Origin of the sequence: Arcanobacterium buesumense (assembly GCF_012563545.1) — a bacterium.
In the GTDB taxonomy this organism is placed as follows: domain Bacteria; phylum Actinomycetota; class Actinomycetes; order Actinomycetales; family Actinomycetaceae; genus Arcanobacterium; species Arcanobacterium buesumense.
On the sequence record NZ_CP050804.1, the window covers coordinates 1,796,060 to 1,817,940 of the forward strand.

Consider the following 21,881-nt stretch of genomic DNA (forward strand, 5'->3'; position numbering starts at 1 on the left):
TTGAAGCGTTTGGATTGGAGAAAAGCGGGAGGCGCGCCGTAGGCGCGCCTCCCGTCTTTTCATTTATGCATGAGGATTTTTAGGTCGGTGCCACTCCATTCCATTTATTACCAGTTGTTAAAATGTTCTGGATGCGTTTCTTGGTGTTCCTCTGATTCTAAAGTTGGTTTAGGCGGGGTGGATTGACGGAAGATTTTTTGAGCGGTGCCAGATAAATCTAAAGCGCGTTCAACTTCGCGTGGTTTAACTCCAAGCGCTTCAAGTTTTTGCCGTGCTATAGCAACACGGTCATAGATTTTTTCGACGTCGTTGAGCGCTTCTTCGATAGCCAAGAGCGCTTGTGTTTTTTCTTCTATCTGAGTTAGCTCATCCGCGAAAAAATTACGTGCGGCGGAACTGACACTGGGTTTCGATGCGGCCATGAGGATGTCTTTCTTTCGATATAAAAATTATCCTCGTAGCGATTCTCCACCGCCTAGTTTAGAGGATTTTATTTTCCTTGTAAAAGGAAAAGATTCAGCGCGCAGCGCCCATTCTTTCAGTGATACAACTACACCCGAACGTATAGGACGTTAGTCGTGGTAGTACGGGTAGCAAGCAACGCAAATGTATATACACATTTGCCACTGACGTGTTAAAATGGATGTACCATCCAAACCTTTTAGGAGGAGTCGTGGAATCAAGTTCCACGCCTAATCGATCTCGTAAACGAGCTCGGATAGTGTACTTTTCCGAAGAAGAATTGAATCAAATAGCGTAGCGTATGCGTTCCCAAGGGCTTACAAATTTCTCCAAGTTTGCCCGCCAAACTCTCACAAGTGGAGTCATTGTCACGAGCACTAAGAGTGCTGGAGCTGAAAGAATCAGTCGTGAAATTGCTGCTATTGGCAATAATATAAATCAGATTGCGCGCAAGGCGAATACTGAAAATGTTGCCACCTATGAACAGGTTTTAGTAGCTATTGACCTGCTGGATGAGGTTCGCAAGTTAGTTCAATCCGAACTTGGGAGCGCGCGTGGCCGTGGTGAAAATCCATCCGATAAGTCAAACTCTGCATAAGGCGATTGCGTATATTACGCAAGACGCTAAGACGAACTCTGGCATTTTATGTTCGTCTAATTGTGCTGTTGTGCCATCGGATGCTGACAATATTACGGCTGTCATGCGCTCGGCTTTAGCTGATGCTGAGGTAAAACGCGGGGTCGGCAGACCAGGTTCAGTTCTAGCTTTTCATGTGATTCAATCCTTCAAACCAGGTGAAGTTGATGCAAATACCGCCCATGAGATTGGCTGGAAATTTGCTCAAAAAATCACTGGCGGAGAACACGATCTAGTCGTTGCTACACACGTTGATCGAGGGCATATACATAATCATATTATTTTCTGCTCGGCAAATAGAGTGACGGGAAAACGGTATCGGAACCCTAATTCTAACCTGAAAAAGATTCGTAAAATCTCCGATGAGTTAGTGAAAGAGTATGGATTATCGGTCATTGAACCGGAGGGACGCGGGCAAAAGCTGTCGTCAATCTACGCAGATGCTTATGCTCAGCACGGCAAAGAGTTTTTACGATTTGCCATTGACGATGCTGTTCAAAACTCTCATTCGTGGCAAGCAATGGTCGATACGTTAGCCGAGTCGGGAGTTACGGTATCCATGCGCGGGGCGCATATCCTGTTTGATTGTGAACAGGTTGGCCGAGCCGTTCGTGGAAAAACACTGGGTGAAAACTATACCGAACATGCTCTTCACTCGCGTCTTGGACGCGAAGCAATGAGTGAGTTTATTGTGGCTAAAAGTCTCGTTACTCGTGTCGATGATAAGCGTTGGCAGGTACGAATTCCAGGTAAGAAGCCCGCCCAATACTTCGTAGTTTCAGACCAACGAATAATTGATCATGGTCGTCAAATGCGACTCTATCTACCTGCTAGTGGTTCACTGACCATTCTTAACCATCGAGGGCAGATAGCCCATCCACTTAATGTTGAAGATCTATACCAGTCATTTACACGGCCAACACCTATCATGTCTCAACATCCTCATGTGCGTGTTGAACGTGGTACGAGTGCTGCGCAAAAACGTTACTTTTCATATCTCGATTCGAAGATCGAATCGATTAAGGATGACGCAGCTACTACGTCATTACTTGCCGAGATACTACGCGATACTCAACCAGAAGATATTCCGTTAGCAATAGAAAGCAAGCTAAGCCAGGCACACCGCAGGCTGAATCTGTTTATTGCACAACGTCAGAAACTTATTGATAAAGGACAAACTGTGGAAGGGATAGATCAGAAAATCTCGGCAATACAAGAGCAACAACGTGCACTTCTTACCTTACGAAAGCAACTAGAAAAAAGAAACAAAGAAAGGAATAGATAATGGCATTACTCGAAGCTAGCGAAGCTGTGGCAACAGGCCAACAGTTTGTCTCTATGACTGTACGAGCAGTAACAAAAGGTATTGGCTTAACGTATTCAACAGCTAGACCGCTAACGAAAGGAACTCTCCTAGCTAGCGTCAAGTCTGCACAGCTGGCTGTAAAGGGAGTCAAAGCTGGCACACATAAAATCGGTGATGGCTCAACTAAGTTCAAAGCACTTGTTGGCCAAGGCGATTTACACCCGATAGAGGTATCAAGCGAACTCGTTAAAGACTTCAAGAAAGATTTAAAAAAGCGTGGGGTCGATTTCGCGGTAGAAAAAGGTGCAGACGGAAAGACTTACATCCACTTTATCGGTAAAGATGCCGACACGATTAAGCACGCATTATCTCAGGCACGCACACGACTAGAAGGCGGTATTGAGCAGACAAAGCGGCCGCAGACACGATCCGATCTCGCCAACCATATTCAGGCTAAGGCGCAAGAAAAGAAACTCACGCCTCCTACCACAATTCCAAAGCAGACGTTGAAAGCACCTAAACGATGAACCAGACAGTAGTAGACGTCAGGAGAGTGCTTAGCGTAATAGCTAGGTATGAAGATAGTATCAGGCGGCCACAGGAACAACGTTGGACATTGGTAACAGGTCAACCCCGATGGCGTAGCAATAATAATCATCTTGATCCCCTTAACCCTGTTCAGGGAATCAAACCCTTGGATTTTGATAGTTACTATAAATATGCAGTACGTTGCTTTGAATACTTAAAATTCGGTAGCAACGTAGATCAGGCTATCCGTGGTACATACCCTTTTTATGAAGCTTTATACGTCTGTCAAACACCGACTATTCTAGAACTGCTTGGCTGGCAACAGAATTCATTCTTTCATACGCAAAAACACTTACGTAAGGAAATTGCTCCAGTATCACGCAATGGCCACGCACTACCTGTTGAAACTATTAAACAAATACCGGAATTGTTGGAACAACCTGTTGCAGTATTTGACAGCCTCACACGACATGATTCATCAGTAGTTTTATTAGATGCAAACGATCCAGCAGGGAATCCTCTCAATGTTGCTCTTCAACCAAACGGTAATGCACAGCATGGGGGGCGACAAAGTACGGGAGGTATCGTTCTAAGTGTTTACGGCCGCCAAGCGATCGACCGTTTTCTTCAACGCAACGCTGAGAATCAGACAGTCAAATATGTTGATAAAGAGAAAATAAAAAAGCTCATACCGTCAGCCGAGCTACAATTGCGCGGAACGTATATGAGCTTTGTTAATTCGAGTGTACAGCACAGTCAAACAGATTCGCAACCCCAAACCAGGGAAGATCTAACGGCACGAATCTCTGGCCATATCTCAGATCATCCCAGTCCATCCCCAGCATCTCCATCAATATCTCCAGAAAGACCTAAACTATGAACAGAATAATGATCTGCGCACCTATCAGTGGAGCCATAACACAAACTCCTGACGGCGCACGCTTCAGTGTGCGAGTAGAGGATTTGCGAGTAATAGTTGAAGCCCCTGGCGAAGTCGGATCGTTCTTGACCGAGAACACCGATATTTTTCCCGACGGGCAAGATGTATTCATATCCGGAACCCTCAATGAAGCTTCAACACCAATAGTGATTGAAGCTACCAATGTTGGTCTACCAGTGATCTAGGGGAGCGTAATGATAACCGATGCTCGAATCCGAATTTTGGGTACGTCAACTCGCGCAGACTTAGACGCATCTCTTGGCCACCTGGCGCCTATTTCAAGCGAAGGACTAGATGAAAGTTCACGGTATTTACGCCGAAGCGGTCTGCCTATCGAACCTACACTGATTTTCGATCTTCCTCACTTACTTCTCGTATGCCAAGAAGATGAAGAACTATTTATCAAGGCGTTAACGTCCGGAAAGCTGCTTCATTCAGATCCTGAAGTAGAAATAGAGACGGACGGGCAAACTGAGGTTGTGGCAACGAGATCAAAAACAACTATCTCTCAAATAGTTAAGACCCGGCCACAAACACGATCCGATCTCATACTGCACATGCTTCGGTATCGAAAAGCGCTCGATCACACACGCACATCGAGTAAACGCCAGAAGCACCAACCAAGAATTGATTTATCTCCAAACACTGAAAGTACCAATTATGACTAGCGCACAAATCATTTTTATTTTCATTCTCGCTCTTGGAGGGTTTTGGGCGGGCGATAAAATCTCCTACCAAATACGAACAGACCTAGACGCCGGATATGAAATAGCCCAAGTACTCGATAGATTCTGGCTAGACCTCAACAATCCATTCCACCTCTCACTAGAAAAAATTGACCTGCTCGTAGGCCTGGGCACAATCGCTCTTATTGGGCTGGTATGGGCGTACAACAGTGTCGGTAAAGGCACACGACGTCAAGGCGAGGAACACGGATCAGCTTCATGGGCACGGCCATCTCAAATACACCCATTCAAGGATAAGAAACGTGCCAACAACATCCTCTTCACGGCCAGCGAGTCGCTATCGCTCGATTCCCGTAAAACGCAGCGTAACCTTAATGCGCTTGTTATTGGCTCGTCGGGTTCAGGTAAATCTCGCTATTTCGTCTTACCAAATCTCCATCAAGCCAATACGTCGTTTGTAGTCACTGATCCTAAAGGGGAGCTTGCAGCTCAAACAACACCCTATTTAGAGAAGCAAGGCTATAAAGTCCGCTGCTTAAACCTCATTGATCCTGGACTATCGTGCACTTACAATCCATTGGCTTACTTCAACGACGCACAGCCAGAGGTAGACGTTATGATCATGACGGAAAACTTCATCACTAACACAACAGGTAAAAAGAACGCCGGTGGAGATTTCTGGGAAAAAGCAGAAAGAGCGCTACTCAATGCACTCATTTCCTACATCTACTTCACTAAAGGCAAGGACGGCACTCTGATCGACGTCGTTGATCTGTTGGCCAAGATGCAAGCATCTGAATCTAACGAAGATCTTAAATCTGACGTCGATTATATTTTTGATGCAATCACTGAAACAATCAATGAATACGATAACGATGATGAACAGGATCAGTGGGGGCAAGAAGCTGTAGACGCACTCAACGGCCTACGTTTCGCTGCATCTCAGTACAACACCTACACCCAAGGCGCAGGAGAAACAAAGAAAAGCGTTATCATCTCTCTCGGAGTACGTATGGCTCCATTACACATGGCGCCGATACGAAAACTTCTCGCTACAGGCACAATAGAGTTTGATCGCGTTGGCCAAGAAAAGACTGCTCTATTCCTGATCATTCCGGATACACACGCAGCATTTACGTTCCTGGTATCTATCTTCTATGAGCAATTCTTTGAAAAATCCATCTATATAGCCGACCACACGCCAGAACGACGGCTTCCCTATCTTGTCCAGTGCTTCATGGACGAGTTTGCCAACATTGGGAAAATGCCGTCATTTGAACGCAAGATCGCTGTTATGCGGAGCCGTGGCATATCGACGTCGATCATCATTCAGAACTTCTCTCAGGGCAAAGCACTTTACAAGGATGATTGGGAAACCATTGTTGGTAACTGCGACTCACTTTTATTCCTCGGTGGTAACGAGAAATCAACCACTGAATACATTTCTAAGCTCGTGGGTAAACAAACACTGGCATCTACCGACACATCTGAGTCAAAAGGGCGTAACGGTTCATGGACACTGCAAAATCGCACCCTTGGCCGCGACCTCATCACTCCCGATGAAGTCGGGCGCATGGACGGCCATAAATGCATCTATGTTTTACGCGGCTTACCACCGTTCTTCTCACAAAAGCTTCCCGCACCCAAAATGTGAAACAACACCTTACTGAAACACAAACAATCGGCTGTAAAGCTTCCAAGCTTTACAGCCGATTGTTTTTACCCCTCTTATCTTCCTAAGTTATTACCCTTTCGCTGCCCAATGTCAGGGTGGCGACTATCGTTAGCTTTGGGCGATACGGAGGCTGCCTTGTTGACCTTACCTTGGATCTTTTCTGCCAGATCTGTACGCGTAGAAAGGCGATGTTGTTCTCTATCCCTTAGTGCAAATTTTCCGTTTAGAGCGTCACGTAATTTTGAATAATCTTGGAAATCGTCAGCCATTGACCTTGAGAGATCCCACTGTGCCAGAATCTCTCCAGTAGACCTATACATCACCATAGGACACTTAGAGATACTGGCATCCCTTCCTTTGCCAATAAGTTCTTTACCTTTGACGGAAAGTGGGCTAAATACGCTATACGAACGGTCATATATCATATTAAAGAGTCGGGGATAGTCTTTATCACCATCAAGATGAGCCATAGTGGGATCAGCACAAATCACCAAATACTCACTAGCGACACGCTTCGGAGTGATAAGCGTACGGAAATCAAACGCAAGAGGATCATGCATAAGCGCATCAAACGAGTCATATGAATCATGTACCTTAATATTTGGGTAACTAGCGTCATCTGCAAGAACATATTCACCTTTATAAATACAATCTTCATCAAAAACATAATCTTCATGAATGTATACCGGGCCCGTATCAATGTATGCCTGGCCCGTTTTATACGGCCCGCGGTATTCCGGAACCCACTCCAACGATGGGTAAGCATGCATGTCGATTTCGATTGGAACCCATACAGAGTCACCCTTAGGTTTGACAACAACATCGGAAAGGGTTGGATCCCATGAGCGCTCAACCTCTCTCTTTAAAGGGTGTTTGGGAAAGCCACTAATATCGCCCGTTTCTTCAAACTGTCGCATATAACTGCTATCCACACGGATAGCTGCTTTTAGCCATGGAAAATCCTTATCTTCCCATCCACGCTTAGCAATACTATTCCAGTAGCCTTTATCCAGAGTATGGCCATGCCAACTATAATTAGAATATATCTCCAAATGAGAGACATCCTTGCTCTCCATAATATTGCTAAATGCATCTAGCGGGTAAGTCTTCTGATCCATTACGGTTTTCCTTTCAAATATTTTTAACTGGGTTTGGTTTTATGCTTCACCTACAAGCGCTTTAGCGAATTTTCCGGAGGACAGCACGAGGAATATAAACCCGATAGGAACCGCTACGAGGTTCACGAAGTTCGCCATGACATCGTCTACTGTTGGGTTTTCCCCCAGATCTGTACCAGCTCCTTGGAATTTGGCAAAGATGATCAGGACAAGGATGATCGTAAACCCGTGAAGCATCGCCGTTGCATACTTCTTGAGGTATCCGATCGAGATTTGCTTCGTCTCGGTATGACCCAAGAACGCTAACGGTAGAGTTGCCCCAGCAGAAAGTATGTATATCTCAGCAAATCGCAAGAGAACAACGATTTTTACGACAACGCCACCGATCATTGAAATCAGCCAGGGCAAGAATAGAATGATCATTGCGCCGATCATATCTAGAGTGTCCATATCAAGATCACCTATATTGACGGGGTTAGACTGTATGACTGTTGCATGCTTTTTCAATCCGTTAATAAGTGTTTCGCCAGCTTCGTTAATAGCTTTGAGAATTAGATCTACATTTTGAATAGCAACAATAAGAAGTGCAGCCTTGATCATGATTGTGCCAATGACTTGCACGCCCATCTTTGAGTCGCCTTCAAATTTTGTTGACACTCGCGCTAGCTCTAACACCAGGATGATTGCCACGACTGACGCGGCCACGGGCTTAACCACTGTGGAGTTTACTGTGAGAGCTACTTGATAGGCAGATGCACTGTATCCTGCAACGCTATCGTAAAGCCCGTCTGTTTGATTGAAGAATCCATTTCCTAGGATATCTTCGAGCATCTTTTTAATATATTCTTCCATCTTCTCAGCCTCCTAAAGCTGGATTATGACGGATAATTACCTGGCCAGCGTTCATCAGTGGACGCAATTGCTGTGCAGGTAGAACACGAACGTAATATTCGCCTCCACCGTAGTTTTCAGTCGTAATAGTGCCATCAGGGGCAACCGAGGACACATAGGCCACATGGCCAAATTGGGCAGAGCTACCAAAGGCACCTGGCTTGAACGAGATAACATCTCCCGGCTTAGCTTTTTCAGGCAATCGGACCGTTCCCCATCCAGGCATATTCCCTGGATCACCCCATTGACTGCCATTACCACCCGCAGGGGTAAGGAATTGATAGGTATAGTGCCATTGCGTATTTTTACCTTGGTAGGTTACACCCATATCTCGATTTACTCGCCAGAAAACGAAATCTGTACAATTTCCGTAGTAATACCGGGTTTCATAGTTCGGGGTGTTATAGGAACCTCCGACGTTACCTGCTGCGTCTCTCACAAGGTCCTTCCACGGGTAATCATCCCCTGCACCACCGACAGATCCTGCTGAAACAACCGCATATTTAGCAGCAGCAAGTTCCTTGATTCGCTTAACATAATTTTGAGTTTCCGCGAATGGCGGGATCCCATGAAACGTTAAAACATTTCCTAGACCAGCATTGTAAGCAGCCAATGCTAGATCAATTGAACCACTCAACCCGTGGCGTTTAAGCGCTTCTACTTGGCCACACATATAGTGACCTTGAGAAATGATCGCATCGGCGGGGTCAAACGGATCAGCTTTACCGTCACCATTTCCGTCACGGCCAACAGATGCCCATGTCCCCGGCATAAATTGACTTATACCTTGGGCACCAACTGGAGATTGCGCTTTGGGATTCCAGCCCGATTCTGTATCAATCTGTGCAGCAATGATCGACGGCGTAACTTCCGGACAAATTGAGCCTGCATCCAGAACATATTTTGCATATTGTGGTGGAACATTAACCGCCAGCTCAGATTTCTTTTGCTCTTCTAAATACATTCCAGTGATCCACGAGGGAAGAATAGAAACCAAAGCCATAAGTGCAACAACTACTGAAACAATCGCCATAATAATAGGCGTAGTGGCTGATGCTAAGGCCGTTGCTACCCGTTGCATCACAGCCATCGTGACCTTAGTTACAGCTTCAGCACTACGATTAACAAACGATGCACGAGTTTTTCCTATACCGGTTTTCGCTGCGGTTCGCCGACCTTGCTGCTTAGCTACACGCATATTTCGTTTTGCTGCCCGACCCGCACTTGATCCAGCTTTCTTCACGCCTTTCCAGCCAGTTCGAGCAACAAACTTTGACGCCGACGTAGAAAGGCGTGCTCCATTAGCCGCGCGACGAGAACCAAATTGAGAGAGTATCGACTTAATTGTGTCGCTACCGTCATCCGTGGTGGACTGACCGTCTTTTATATGAACGTGAGAATACTTAGCCCCTGTTTTGAGCCCGCCATAGGCTTTTCCACCAACAAAGACTCCAGTCTTGCCAATGGCCTTTCCAGCCTTTCCAACGCGCTTAGCGTTTTTAATAGCTGATGCCTTTGATAAATACTCCGGCGGACGGAAAGGGGAAATATCCCGGCGCACATGCTGGGATACCAGGTTTACTGAACCGACTTCCCTGAATCGTGCCATGTCTAAACTCCTAACCTGCCGTACATGCCAGCATGTACGGCAGTGCCGGCATTTCTAAAAATTAGAGACTTCTTCAAATCTGGTAGAGAACACTTTGAAAATCCGTTGAGTCGGATCCATCGTGTTATCAAATGGAATAACCGCCTTACCAACTTTCATTAGCCCTCTACCCGGTTCAACATTTGTGAAATAGCCACGTTGTTGATTCGACAAGTGCAGCAAGTTAGCTAACGCATCAGCATCTGTAGACTGCTGATTCAATAGGAAGAGACCATCCGAGTTCGACAACATCAGGCGTGCACGCTCATTAATCAGTAGCTCTTCGATGTTCTGTGTAATACCAGTAGCAGCAGCTCCGTATTTACGTACTCGCTTAAACATCGATTGACAATAAGCACCTGCATAGTCATTATTAAAAAGCAGATGGAATTCGTCGATATAAACCCAGGTGCGCACACCACGGGCTTTATTCCGAACGATACGCGCCCAGATCTCTTCCAAAACAACCATCATGCCAAAGGTCTGAAGATCCTTCGACAGCTCGGCAATGTCATAAATAGTGACTCGATTGGATGTATCAACGTTGGTTTGACGCGCAAATCCTTGCGCACTTCCTCGCGCATACATCTCTAACCCAGTAGCTACTTCTTGAGCTTCTGCTTCTGGTTCGTGGCGTAGTGCCTCGTAAAGATCCTTGAGGGTAGGTGCTGGGATATCACTCGTCCAGTATGTGCTGTAAAGGCTTGCCACAACTCGATCAATGATTGAGCGCTTTGCAGGGGTTAGACCGTCTGCACCACCCAGCAACACTTCACACAAACTAAGGACAAACCCGCACTTGTTGCGAACTGGATCGCCGTCGGAGACGCTTGTAAACTCTTTACTCAAATCCATTGGATTAATGGCATCTTCTGATCCAGCTGAAATAACCACTGGCGTGGCTTTCATTTCTTTTGCTAGAGCTGGATATTCGCGTTCAGGGTCAATAATCAAGATCTCGTCATTAGGACGCCGAAGAAAGGTCTGATTCATTTCAAACTTTGCGAACTGAGACTTTCCCGAACCTGTCGTACCCAAAATGAATCCATTGGAGTTCATGCCTTTCGCACGATCTGCCATGATCACATTCTTTGATAGCGCATTGATTCCGTAGAAATTTCCACTGCGTTCAAGCAGTTCTTGCGTAGTAAATGGGATCATTACCGCTCCAACGGCAGTGGTGAGAGTTCGATACATCGGAATCTTGCACAATCCCAACGGCAAACAAGCGTTGAGACCATCAATCTGCATGTAACGAAGATTTTCTAATGAACACGAGTGTTTTCCAGCAACACGGCGCACACGCTTAACCGCTTCTTCAAGCTCTTCTTGAGAACCTGCAGAAACCCCGATAATGATACGTGTGGTGAAGAGCTTTTCATTCGACTGCTCTAGCTGCTGACGAAGCTCAACAGCCTCAGTATGAGACGCTTCTAGCTCATGAGGAACCAGATCAATATCCATGTTTTGCTTAGCCAGCTTGCGCCGCTCATTCGCCATTTGAATATCCATACCGGCAATTTGGCGCTTAACGAGATCTAATCCTTCCGCCTGGTCAAGAGGATCAAAATGAATAGATACAGTAAGATCCGTTGGAATTTCGGCTAGCTCTTTCAGAACGCGATCACTCATCCAATTAGGCATCTTACGCAAGATCATTGTCTGCCAATACCGATCAGCGCCAGAGTATAGAACTAGTCGGTCAGAATCCGTCCGGTCAATCGACCAAGGAGCGACAAAGTCTTTCGTCTTAGCCTTCTTCTGGCCAACCATATCCGCATAGCTGAAATCATTTGGGGCATCCGGCCGCAACATCTGCTGTAGCAACCTCACGCGCTGTTCACCGCCGATCTGCTCAGCACGGCAACCACCAACTTCACGCAAAGCTGCAATATCTTCAGCAGCCATACGAGATAGGACGATTTTTGCCTCTTCAAACGACTCAGCCTCAATTTGAAGGGTCACATACTTCTCAGTAACCGTATTGTTTCTACCCGACTCTAGTCTGCGCGAAATGAGCTGGTTATACTCATCGCGCTGCGAATCAAAACCATCATCTTGAGATGAAAGTTCAATACTCTCCATCAACTGAGCTTTATCAAGAACTCGGTTGACGATAGAAACTTGCACGTGATGCCCAGCGAGATGCCCGTTAAGGAACCGTGCATACTTTTCCACAAGTCCTTCCTGAATTTCATTCGGGGCAAGCTGATAATCAATATCAGACAATTCCAGAGTAATTGAATACTTATTCCCACCGAGATACGCAATACCCGATTCCATGATTGACTCATAATGAATCAAAGACTGGGCATTTTTCTTTTCCTTGCGAGCAACTTTACGCTGCTCACTATTTTTTTCATTGCTTTCAGTTGCCTGCTTCTGGCGGGCAGCTCTTGCGGCCATTCTTTTGCCGACCATTTTCTTCCTCCATTAAATCCTGCTCAAAAACGAATACTTTTTTGCCTTGACGCCAGTCCCACGCATAGCTGAAATACTTTTCGAATGGAACGCCCATAGGGCGCACCCACCCAAGAGCAACAGCGGGCACTGAAAGTAGCGTCACTATAACAACGCCAAGATTTTCGTACCCTGCTAGGTAGCACACTGCGAAACTGCCAGCAATAAGAGGTGCCGCCAAAGCAGCTACACCAAGCTGACGCCAGGACATGCCAAATAGCACCCGTGGCTGGTACGCGGTAACTTCGCGCGGTACACGCACTTCCAGTGCCACGCTAGCCTCCTTAGATCTGCACCTGTGAAAACAGTGCCGCAGCAGCAATAATCATGCCGCCACCAATGGCCTGCCACATACCGGCTTGAGTTTGAGGGCCGTTATGATCCTTCAAGCCCCCAGCAAGGGTAATAACACCCCAAACGCACCATAAACCACCGCCGATAATGGCGAACTTCGTAAATAATGCAATAGCTTGTGCCAGCATCTTCTTTTCCTTCCACTAAATGTGTTTACTGATCTGAGTTCACACTCTTATATGTGAACTCTTCCATCCCGCCAGGCATGTAAACTTCACAAATTACCTAAACCTTCCAACGGAATGAAGTTTTTGGGTGCACTTGTCCAAGGTGATGTGTATTTGTCTTTTCTACTTAGGCGTACTTAGGCGTACTTGGCCTAATTATCGAGCGCATCATCTGGATCAAGTGCTTGTGGTGCACCTGGATTAATACTCAACGCAGCAATACCATTCCTGAGCTTCCGAGTGGCCTCGCGCAGATTATCTTTTGATACGGTTAAATCATCTAAAAGACCTTGGTCATCAGCGGCATTTAATGCTTCACCGCGTTTACCGATACTTGCAATGACTTTTTCTACGTGGTTAATCTCGTTTTGGGTAAGTGCAATCAGCCCAGACTCAGCGCCAGCTGAACTCTCAACAGCAGCTTTAGCCTCGTCAAGATACGCTTCGGTGCGTTCAACTTCCTTGGCCACTTCGGCCTTGAAGAACCCAGATTTTACATCCACTGAATGCTGCGCCTTATCCATACCGTCGCGCAAATCTTCGCTGATCTCTTTTATTCGCACCTGGTCATTTTTAAGCGCCACCAAAGTTTTACTGCCATCATTCACAGAGTCAAGATCAATCACCTTGACGTCAAAAGCAGCAGCATCTTTATAAGCTTGGCTTACAGGGTTACAAGTAACCCGCGAGCCAGTAATAATCTCACACCGACTCGCTACATCCTTGGCCTGACTACGCAGGTCATCAAATTCTTTCACTTGCTCATTAAAAGTTGGCACCAAACGAGCAAGCTCTTCTGCATCAGCGTCCGGCGTGCGCCACCACGCTAACGCCACGCCGACGACAACTACGCCAGTCAGACCGGCAATCCATTTACGAGAAGTCGTAGACATCAGTCTTTCCCTTCGCTTCGTTTCTTTGATTGGAGATTATTAGCAGGGTTAAAAATTGTGGATGCTTCTTTCCACTTCTTTATTGATTGAACGACAGCTTGCCGCTCTTCTGGACTAATGTCCGGTGGAGGCGGTGGAGAATCGCTACGAGTAGAGCGATCCGCCTCCACCGGAAAACCTATCGGCACCTCACACAAGTCTTTCAATCGGGAAATTAATAGTCCTGGCGGATTAACGACATTTGGCGGTAACGGGTTATCGGCTAGACGCCCACGTATCTTCAACACGCTCCACCCAGAATCGAGCAAGGCATCTAAAAGATCAGAAACTCTCATTGCCGCTTTGCCCATCAAACCTCGACGTTGCTCTGGAGGAATAGCCGCATTGATAACCTTCCAATTGGCAAGCTTGCCACCCTTCACTGGAACAGCTACTTCTTCGGACGGTAAAGGATGCGCCTTCTTCGGTTCCTTCACTTCGACAACTTCAGAATCGCTATCGGGAGCTGGGGTCGAACTTGCACGCCGGAACGAACGCTCCTTAGAAATCTGTGAGGTAAGAACAGTTTGCTTCAACTCCCGACCAGGAATCGCAAAATCAGGATGGGATGGGCACGAGACAATCTCTGACGTTGTAAAACCAAGCCCGATCATCATCTTTTCAGCATCCTCAAACGCCTCCGCAGGCGTTAAAGGAACATCAGAGATAATAGTGAGTTCACGAATCTGACCATCACGACGATGCTGGAAACGGAACCTATAATTCAACGCTTCCAATTCTTTCAAAGCCGCACGTGTAGCCTTCTGACCCAAACCTCGGCCGGCAAGTTCACGGTAACCAACCTTAGCCCCAGGAGGAAGCGACAAACACAGAACAATAAGACCTAAAGCGGCATAAGAAAGCTCTTTGTTGTGAACCAACGTGTTCGGCACCGCGGTAGCCCCGCGGCGTACAACAAAGAAATCTCCACCAGCCATGACTAGCCCTCGTCAACTTCCTCAGACATAGTTGGTTCTAATATCGCCTCAATATCCTCACGTTCGAAGAAACGACGTCCATTAGGTAAGCGAACAGAAGGAATTTTTCCTTGACGTGCCCAACGCAGAAGCGATTGCTCCGTTGTGTCCGGCAACAATGCAGCAGCCTCACTTGCCGATATCAACTCACTCATATTTTATTTCCTACATAAGTTTACATTTTAGAAACTAGTCAAGATATTATTACTCGCACTCAGTATTGTCAATTCAATTTAGTTGATTAAAAATGAATTAAATGACATGATATAGATATGACAATTTCAGATACATTCATTCAATCAATGACTGCCGATCAAATTATCAGCGAACGCGTTAATCTTTGGCTTCGGCGACGGGGGCTAATGCAAATGCAACTGGCTGATGCACTAGGACTAACAAAAAGTGCCGTGTCTAGTAAAATCGCTGGGCGTATAGGCTGGTCTGCTAGTGATCTCGTAAAGACTGCTGCGTTTCTAGATTTAAATATCGACGATCTTTTACCAAATGAAACAGTCACCATTGAAAAAGAACGCGGAAATGCGAAAGCCCCCGCTTTCACGGGGGCTTCGACTGGGAGCCGCCTGTGGGAATCGAACCCACGACCTTCTCATTACGAGTGAGACGCTCTACCGACTGAGCTAAGGCGGCGGATCGAAATGATTGAACTTTTCGAACCGTTTGCTTTACAGCTATAACAATGTAACTGAATATCAGTCCCAAACACAACTAGTTATAGATTTTTCAGCAACATTTCGTTGTAAATCACATGAACAATTGTGGGAGTAGGATGGAATGAATATCCATCCTACTCCCACAATTAGATTAACAATAGTACTACTGCGCCGGGCAGCGTAGACCGTCTTCTGGCACGGTTCCATTTAGCAAGTACGCATCAAGAGAATCCTTAATGCATGGACCAGATGGGCGGCCGTACGCCGTATGGCCTTCGCCTTCCCAAGTCACAAGCACAGCATTATCGAACGCCTTTTCAAAGGCAACTGCCCATTCGTATGGAGTTGCCGGATCGCCCACAGTTCCCACAACAACAATCGGATCCGAACCAGATGCAGTGAACCGTTGAATAATTGGATGAGCTGGTTTCGGAAGAGCCATGCACGTCCCTTGGGAATAGCCCATCATATCTCCAAAGAGCGGCGATTCTTTTGCTAATTCACTACTGAGCTGTGCCCACTGCTGAACATCACCATCAACCACAGTATCGGCACAATTAATAACATTGTGGGCTTCCATGGAATTATTTGAATACGATCCGCTAGGAGTACGTCCGGTATATGCATCAAACATAAGCTGGAAAGTGCTAGCTGTACCATCGTTCAGATATTCAGCAATAGCTTGAGACAGGATAGGCCATGACGCATCGTCATAAAGCGGCGTGATAAAACCATAAAGTAAACCAGACTGTGTCAGTGGTCGATTTTTATCAGCTGTGGGTAACGGAGCTTTCCGCGCTTGGTCAAACATATCTCGGATCTGCTCTCGAGCTTGCTCTCGGGTACCAGTAAAAGGACATGCCGGCTGGGATAAGCAATGATCCAGATAGTTATCCGTGGCTTGTTCAAATCCTTTAAGTTGAGCTTTGTTTTGCTCATAATCTGGCACATCGGAATCTACTGCACCATCAAGAATCAGCCGGCCAACATTATGCGGAAAAAGTTCAGCATACATGCCGCCAAGTTTGGTGCCATATGAAAAACCTACGTAGTAAAGTTTAGGATCTCCCACCAGATGGCGGATAACATCCATATCCTGAGCAGCTTCTTGGGTGCCCACATATTTCACCAAGTCACCTGACTTTTCCACACATTGCTGAGCAAAATTAGCCTCAGCCGCATAAGACTCTGCTTTACCGGCAGGCGTATCTGGGTAGACTGCAGAAATATAATCATCAAGCTGATCATCAGCTAAACAATCAACCGGCGTAGAATCCCCAACTCCGCGCGGATCGAATCCGATAACATCAAAATTATCTAAAATTCGGGAAGAAAAGAACTGTGCGGCACTTTGTGCCATTTCTTGGCCACCGCCGCCAGGCCCACCAGGATTAGCCAACAAGGAGCCGATTTTCGTTGCATTAGCAGGGCGCCGCTGAAGGGCTAATTCAATTTTTTCCCCAGCTGGATCTTCATAGTCCAACGGCACACTGATGCGAGCGCATTCAAGATGAGCGCCACATTTTTCCCAAGCAACTTCTTGGTTATAAAAATCTTCTAGCCCAGCTGGTATCGCTGGCATTGCAGCTTCAATCGCCTGCGCATCAATAGCTGACATCTCAGTTTTATTTGCTCCACCCGATGCCGGCCGGCCAGCCTTCACTCCCACTGTTCCCGAACAGCTCGAAAGCAATAAAAGGAAGATACTACCAAAAGCTACAATACTGCGTTTTTTCATCTAGTTTTATCCTTGAGATATCGCTGCGCTTACCGAAGCCCAACTAAAATACTTTCCATCACTAATTGTGCTGGAACATTTGCTTTTAACCGTGCTCTGCCCTGAGCTATTCGGTCAAGGCGAGCTAACGTCGTCTGGGTTGTTGTGGTACAAGCTATTCGATTAATAGCTTGCTCGTAATCAACATTAATGAGTTCAACTTTAGCACCCATTTGTTGAACCAGAACATCACGATAAAAGGCCAACATATAAACCATTTCCCGATCGAGAATATCGCGTTCTTGGCGGGTTTGACGACGACGAGCCGCCTCAGCACTTTCTTTGATTTGACTACGCACCGATGCGGGAACTTTTGCTCCGGCGTCTAAACCCAACGCAGCCATGCGTTCTTCTTCACGAACTTTACTATCTTCGTCAAGCACATCTTTTTTACTTAAGCCTGCGCCCCGCATAGCAATGGTATCAGCAAGTAAATGAGCCCCTAATGCCGCATCCCCTACTCCATCTATTTTCGCCAACACATTCAAAGTATTCCTACGAATAGCGCTCGCTTGGGGATCAGTAGCTAAGGCCCGAGCAACACCAATATGTGACTGAGCCGCACGTGCGGCAATATGAGCCACCTTCGCATCCACCCCGTCACGTTTGATCAACAAATCCGCAACCTGAGACGCCTGCGGAGTTACCAGATTAATATTTCGGCACCGCGACCGGATTGTTGGTAACACATCGGCTGTAGCAGCTGTACACAACATCCACACAGTGCGCGCACCAGGCTCTTCAATCGCTTTCAATAACACGTTAGTTGTGCGCGTCAACATCCGATCAGCGTCTTCAATAATAATGATGCGCCACGCGCCACTTGTAGGCGCAACATAAGATCGAGCCACATACTCACGTACATCTTCAGCGCTAATTGTTACCTGATCGGTAGACACTAATGTCACATCAGGATGATTGCGCTCCAACACCGATCGGCATTGTGCGCACTGACCACATCCAGCTACCGGGCCAGTGCACAATAATGCCCCCGCTAAACTCAATGCAGCCAACGATCGGCCGGAACCAGGCGGACCAGTAAACAGCCACGCTTGACTCATCGCTTGGCTAGCAACCTGTTCCCCTTGAGTATTCGATATTCGGGCATGGGAAAAACGCGCAGCATCTGCCGCCCGCTGCAGTTCACGCACAGCAGCTTCCTGCCCAACTAAACCATCAAAAATACTCATGTTTACATGTTACTAGAGTGGTCCGACAAAGTTGTGTGGCGTTCGTTCACCAGTTCACCATTTTTAAGCGCCTGCGAAACGGATTCTTGAATACGTTGAGCTATCGCATCAATACTTTGCGTACCGTCAATAACATGCCAACGATCAGGGCGATCTTCAGCCAACGCCAAAAACTCCCGGCGCACCTGCTGATGGAACTCCACACCAGCAGCTTCTAGCCGATCTTGTTCGGTTCCAACACGTGCCTTGCCAGTTTCTACCGGTACATCAAGTAAGAATGTCATATCCGGCATACGGCCTTGAACTGCCCAAAGGGATAGATCACGCACCTCATCTTTACCTAATGCCCGTGCCGCACCTTGGTAAGCCACTGAGGAATCTAAATACCGATCAGTGATAACGATCTCGCCACGGTTAAGCGCCGGCGCGATTTTGGTATCCATATTTTGCGCCCGATCAGCGGCATACAACAAAGCTTCCGCGCGTGCACTGACGTCTCCGCCATGCAACAGCAAGTGCCGAATCTGTGCCCCTAATTCAGTACCACCAGGTTCACGGGTGACGACGACGGTGTAGCCCGACTCAGTTAACCAACTCGCCAACAACTGGACCTGAGTTGATTTACCAGCCCCATCCCCACCTTCAAATGATATGAACAAGCCAGTCATTTCACGCCTTCTTCGTCGTCGACTTCTTGGTGCTTGTCTTCTTTTTTGCAGCGGCTTTCTTCTTGCCAGCACCAGAAACCGTCCGCTTAGTCGCATTACGTTTCTTTGGCCCGCCTTGTTCGGCAATCTTCAACCGACGCTGAACGAGTAAGTCTTGTGCACGTTGTGCAGTGATCTGGTTGGGATCTTCTGAGCGTGACAAGGAGGCATTCGTTTCACCATCAGTGACATACAATCCAAACCGGCCATCTTTCAACAAAATCGTGCCGCCCGAAACCGGATCTTTACCCAGTTCAGCCAGCGGTGGTTGGGCTTGACGCTTTCCACGCTGTTTAGGTTGCGCAAAAATTTCTTTGGCTTGTTCAAGCGTGATCGTAAAAATCTGTTCCTCAGATTCTAACGAACGCGAATCTGAACCCTTCTTCATATATGGACCAAACCGCCCGTTATGAACCGTCACAAGTTCACCGTCAAGTTCCCCTAGCTCACGCGGCAAGGATAATAACTGTACGGCTTGTTCAATTGTGACAGTTTCTGGACTCATCGACTTAAACAATGACGCAGTTGCTGGTTTCGGCTTCACCTTCGAAATTTTTCCCGTAGGGGTAAGCTGTACGGCGTCGTCGGGAACAACTTCCGAAACGTATGGACCAAACCGGCCATCTTTAACGACGACGTCCCAGCCCTTCTCGTTTTGGCCCAGTACTCGATCTTCAGTCATTGCGCTATCAAGAATTTCGTGAGCGCGCGCAACCGTCAGCTCATCTGGGGAAACATCGGTTGGCACCGAAGCGCGTTTACCTGGCGTCCCGTCCGGATTCGTCTGCTCCAAATATGGACCATAACGGCCCACCCGCACGGCGATAGAATCACCAATCTCGATTGTATTAACCGCCCGCGCGTCAATATCACCCAGTCCGGCAACTTGAGCCTGCAAGCCCTGTTTACCGTTATCACCACGATAGAAATTCCCTAAATACTCCACCGGATTTTCCGTACCGGCAGCAATCTTATCTAGGTCTTCTTCCATATCGGCAGTGAAATCGTAATCCACCAAATCTGGCAAATTATCTTCCAATAGGCGAATAACAGCAAACGCCAACCACGTCGGAACTAAAGCTTGACCCTTGCGATCAACATAGCCCCGATCCGTAATAGTAGAGATCGTTGCCGCATACGTCGAAGGACGACCAATCCCTTTCTCTTCCAAGGTTTTCACCAAAGAAGCTTCAGTGTAACGCGGCGGCGGCGCAGTTTCGTGGCCACCTGCTTGCGAAGACTTATTGTGAATCGTTTCCCCTTCACTCAACTCTGGCAGGCGCGATTCTGCTTGTTCTTCGTAACGCTTCTTATCTTTACCTTCTTCATAGGCGGCCATGAAACCAGGGAATGTGATAATAGTTCCTGAAGCACCCAACCGCGCTTGGTTCCCTCCGGCACCACCAAGCTCAGCAATCAAGCGCACCGACGCTGTCGAACCAGTCGCATCTGCCATCTGCGAAGCTACTGTTCGCTTCCAGATCAATTCATAAAGTTCATATTCCCGGCCCCGCAACTGGTTAGCCACCTGTGCTGGAGTACGGAATGAATCCCCCGCCGGACGGATAGCTTCGTGAGCTTCTTGCGCACCCTTTGACTTTGTTGCATACAGCCGTGGTTTATCTGGTAACGACGCCACCCCATACATATCTTTGATTTGGGAACGCGCTGCAGCTACCGCTTGAGAAGACAAATTCACCGAATCAGTACGCATATAGGTGATGAAACCATTTTCGTACAAAGATTGAGCCACCCGCATCGTATCGCGCGAGTTCATATGTAGTTTACGCGAGGCTTCCTGCTGCAAAGTGGAGGTAGTAAATGGCGCTGCCGGACGACGACGATACGGTTTCGTTTCAACACTAGCAACCGTTGACATACCTTGACTTAGCGCATCAGAAATAGCCTGCGCATCGTCGCGCCCCAGAATCCGAACCCCATCAGATATAGATTTCGGTTTGAGAGAGCCGTCGTCGTTAAAGTCTTTTCCAACCGCAACACGAGCGCCGTCGACGTCAAGAAGTTTCGCAGTGAAAGACTCACTACCTTTTTCTAGTTCAACCGAAACATCCCAATATCCAGCTGGCACAAAAGCCATTCGTTCGCGCTCGCGCTCCACGATCATCCGGGTTGTCACTGACTGAACCCGCCCAGCAGAAAGACTAGGTGCAACTTTACGCCACAACAGTGGTGAAACTTCATAACCAACCAAACGATCCAAAATCCGGCGGGTTTCTTGAGCATCAACCAGTTTCGTATCAATATCGCGCGTCGCTTCTAACGCACGTTCAATCGCCTCTTTGGTGATTTCATGGAATACCATGCGCTTAACCGGAATCTTCGGCTTCAGAACTTCGAGCAGATGCCAGGCAATGGCTTCCCCTTCGCGGTCCTCATCAGTTGCTAACCAAAGTTCATCGGCCTTCTTCAACGCCGCCTTGAGTTCACTGACTTTCTTTTTCTTATCCGGGTTGACCACATAGTACGGCTCGAAATTGCTCTCCACATTCACCGCGAATTTGCCAAATGGTCCCTTTTTCATATCAGACGGCAAATCTGATGGCTTAGGCAAATCACGAATGTGGCCAATACTGGCCGTCACATCATACTCATCACCAAGATAATTGGCGATAGTGCGCGCCTTGGCAGGAGACTCTACAATCACGAGCTTAGTCACATTACACCCTTATATATTAGGAAAGGAATCGGTTCTGGTTGTAAACATACCTTATGTTTGGTTTGAAAACCCACAGCA

At 47.1% G+C, this 21,881-nt stretch carries 21 protein-coding genes and 1 tRNA gene; 7 read left to right on the forward strand and 15 right to left on the reverse strand.

The annotated features are described in order from the left end of the window. Positions 1 to 107: 107 nt before the first annotated feature. Positions 108 to 422 (reverse strand): hypothetical protein, encoded by a 315-nt coding sequence (locus HC352_RS08315; protein ID WP_168918426.1) that lies wholly within the window; start codon positions 420 to 422, stop codon positions 108 to 110. A gap of 341 nt (positions 423 to 763) precedes the next feature. Here HC352_RS08315 and mobC point away from each other — a divergent pair, with 341 nt between their 5' ends. From mobC to HC352_RS08350, 7 genes are read left to right on the forward strand one after another with little or no spacing between them, the layout of a single operon-like run. Then, positions 764 to 1,060: a plasmid mobilization relaxosome protein MobC gene (mobC, locus tag HC352_RS08320; RefSeq protein WP_168918427.1), complete on the forward strand. Its 297-nt coding sequence runs from the start codon at positions 764 to 766 to the stop codon at positions 1,058 to 1,060. Continuing rightward, entirely contained in the window at positions 1,017 to 2,384 is a 1,368-nt protein-coding gene (locus tag HC352_RS08325; RefSeq protein WP_168918428.1) for a relaxase/mobilization nuclease domain-containing protein, read from the forward strand. The genes mobC and HC352_RS08325 overlap by 44 nt, the downstream gene beginning before the upstream one ends. Next, the gene (locus HC352_RS08330; RefSeq protein WP_168918429.1) at positions 2,384 to 2,932 is read left to right on the forward strand and encodes a PcfB family protein; all 549 of its coding nucleotides are present in this window, start codon (positions 2,384 to 2,386) and stop codon (positions 2,930 to 2,932) included. The genes HC352_RS08325 and HC352_RS08330 overlap by 1 nt, the downstream gene beginning before the upstream one ends. Positions 2,933 to 2,958: 26 nt before the next feature. Further along, positions 2,959 to 3,813, forward strand: coding sequence for a MuF-C-terminal domain-containing protein (locus HC352_RS08335; protein WP_211080666.1), 855 nt, complete (start codon positions 2,959 to 2,961; stop codon positions 3,811 to 3,813). Next, complete coding sequence (locus HC352_RS08340) at positions 3,810 to 4,058, forward strand: hypothetical protein (protein WP_168918431.1); 249 nt, start codon at positions 3,810 to 3,812, stop codon at positions 4,056 to 4,058. The genes HC352_RS08335 and HC352_RS08340 overlap by 4 nt, the downstream gene beginning before the upstream one ends. A 9-nt stretch (positions 4,059 to 4,067) precedes the next feature. Further along, the gene (locus HC352_RS08345; protein WP_168918432.1) at positions 4,068 to 4,541 is read left to right on the forward strand and encodes a hypothetical protein; all 474 of its coding nucleotides are present in this window, start codon (positions 4,068 to 4,070) and stop codon (positions 4,539 to 4,541) included. Then, complete coding sequence (locus tag HC352_RS08350) at positions 4,534 to 6,213, forward strand: VirD4-like conjugal transfer protein, CD1115 family (protein ID WP_168918433.1); 1,680 nt, start codon at positions 4,534 to 4,536, stop codon at positions 6,211 to 6,213. Before HC352_RS08345 ends, HC352_RS08350 begins: the two co-directional genes overlap by 8 nt. A 74-nt stretch (positions 6,214 to 6,287) precedes the next feature. Here the strand turns inward: HC352_RS08350 and HC352_RS08355 are convergent, their stop codons facing one another. From HC352_RS08355 to topA, 14 genes are all read right to left on the reverse strand, one after another. Next, positions 6,288 to 7,352: a hypothetical protein gene (locus tag HC352_RS08355; RefSeq protein ID WP_168918434.1), complete on the reverse strand. Its 1,065-nt coding sequence runs from the start codon at positions 7,350 to 7,352 to the stop codon at positions 6,288 to 6,290. A 39-nt stretch (positions 7,353 to 7,391) separates the two neighbouring features. After that, positions 7,392 to 8,204: a VirB6/TrbL-like conjugal transfer protein, CD1112 family gene (locus HC352_RS08360; RefSeq protein WP_168918435.1), complete on the reverse strand. Its 813-nt coding sequence runs from the start codon at positions 8,202 to 8,204 to the stop codon at positions 7,392 to 7,394. A 4-nt stretch (positions 8,205 to 8,208) separates the two neighbouring features. Beyond that, positions 8,209 to 9,852, reverse strand: coding sequence for a lytic transglycosylase domain-containing protein (locus tag HC352_RS08365; RefSeq protein WP_168918436.1), 1,644 nt, complete (start codon positions 9,850 to 9,852; stop codon positions 8,209 to 8,211). A 54-nt stretch (positions 9,853 to 9,906) separates the two neighbouring features. Continuing rightward, entirely contained in the window at positions 9,907 to 12,312 is a 2,406-nt protein-coding gene (locus HC352_RS08370; protein WP_168918437.1) for a VirB4-like conjugal transfer ATPase, CD1110 family, read from the reverse strand. Continuing rightward, positions 12,260 to 12,625, reverse strand: a complete 366-nt coding sequence (locus tag HC352_RS08375; RefSeq protein ID WP_168918438.1) for a PrgI family protein — start codon at positions 12,623 to 12,625, stop codon at positions 12,260 to 12,262. Before HC352_RS08375 ends, HC352_RS08370 begins: the two co-directional genes overlap by 53 nt. 10 nt (positions 12,626 to 12,635) lie before the next feature. After that, positions 12,636 to 12,833 carry a hypothetical protein gene (locus tag HC352_RS08380; protein ID WP_168918439.1) on the reverse strand — a complete coding sequence of 66 codons (198 nt, stop codon included), beginning with the start codon at positions 12,831 to 12,833 and terminating at the stop codon, positions 12,636 to 12,638. Between the two features lie 191 nt (positions 12,834 to 13,024). Continuing rightward, positions 13,025 to 13,765 (reverse strand): hypothetical protein, encoded by a 741-nt coding sequence (locus HC352_RS08385; RefSeq protein WP_168918440.1) that lies wholly within the window; start codon positions 13,763 to 13,765, stop codon positions 13,025 to 13,027. Continuing rightward, positions 13,765 to 14,742, reverse strand: a complete 978-nt coding sequence (locus HC352_RS08390; protein WP_168918441.1) for a hypothetical protein — start codon at positions 14,740 to 14,742, stop codon at positions 13,765 to 13,767. Before HC352_RS08390 ends, HC352_RS08385 begins: the two co-directional genes overlap by 1 nt. 2 nt (positions 14,743 to 14,744) lie before the next feature. Then, positions 14,745 to 14,936 carry a helix-turn-helix domain-containing protein gene (locus HC352_RS08395; RefSeq protein WP_168918442.1) on the reverse strand — a complete coding sequence of 64 codons (192 nt, stop codon included), beginning with the start codon at positions 14,934 to 14,936 and terminating at the stop codon, positions 14,745 to 14,747. 420 nt (positions 14,937 to 15,356) lie between these two features. After that, positions 15,357 to 15,429, reverse strand: a tRNA-Thr gene (locus HC352_RS08400). A 186-nt stretch (positions 15,430 to 15,615) separates the two neighbouring features. Then, positions 15,616 to 17,190: an alpha/beta hydrolase gene (locus tag HC352_RS08405; protein WP_168918443.1), complete on the reverse strand. Its 1,575-nt coding sequence runs from the start codon at positions 17,188 to 17,190 to the stop codon at positions 15,616 to 15,618. 29 nt (positions 17,191 to 17,219) lie between these two features. Beyond that, positions 17,220 to 18,419, reverse strand: a complete 1,200-nt coding sequence (locus HC352_RS08410) for a DNA polymerase III subunit delta' (RefSeq protein ID WP_168918444.1) — start codon at positions 18,417 to 18,419, stop codon at positions 17,220 to 17,222. 2 nt (positions 18,420 to 18,421) lie between these two features. Continuing rightward, the gene (gene tmk, locus HC352_RS08415; RefSeq protein WP_168918445.1) at positions 18,422 to 19,087 is read right to left on the reverse strand and encodes a dTMP kinase; all 666 of its coding nucleotides are present in this window, start codon (positions 19,085 to 19,087) and stop codon (positions 18,422 to 18,424) included. Position 19,088: 1 nt separating this feature from the next. Then, positions 19,089 to 21,803: a type I DNA topoisomerase gene (gene topA, locus HC352_RS08420; RefSeq protein WP_168918446.1), complete on the reverse strand. Its 2,715-nt coding sequence runs from the start codon at positions 21,801 to 21,803 to the stop codon at positions 19,089 to 19,091. Between the last annotated feature and the right edge of the window lie 78 nt (positions 21,804 to 21,881).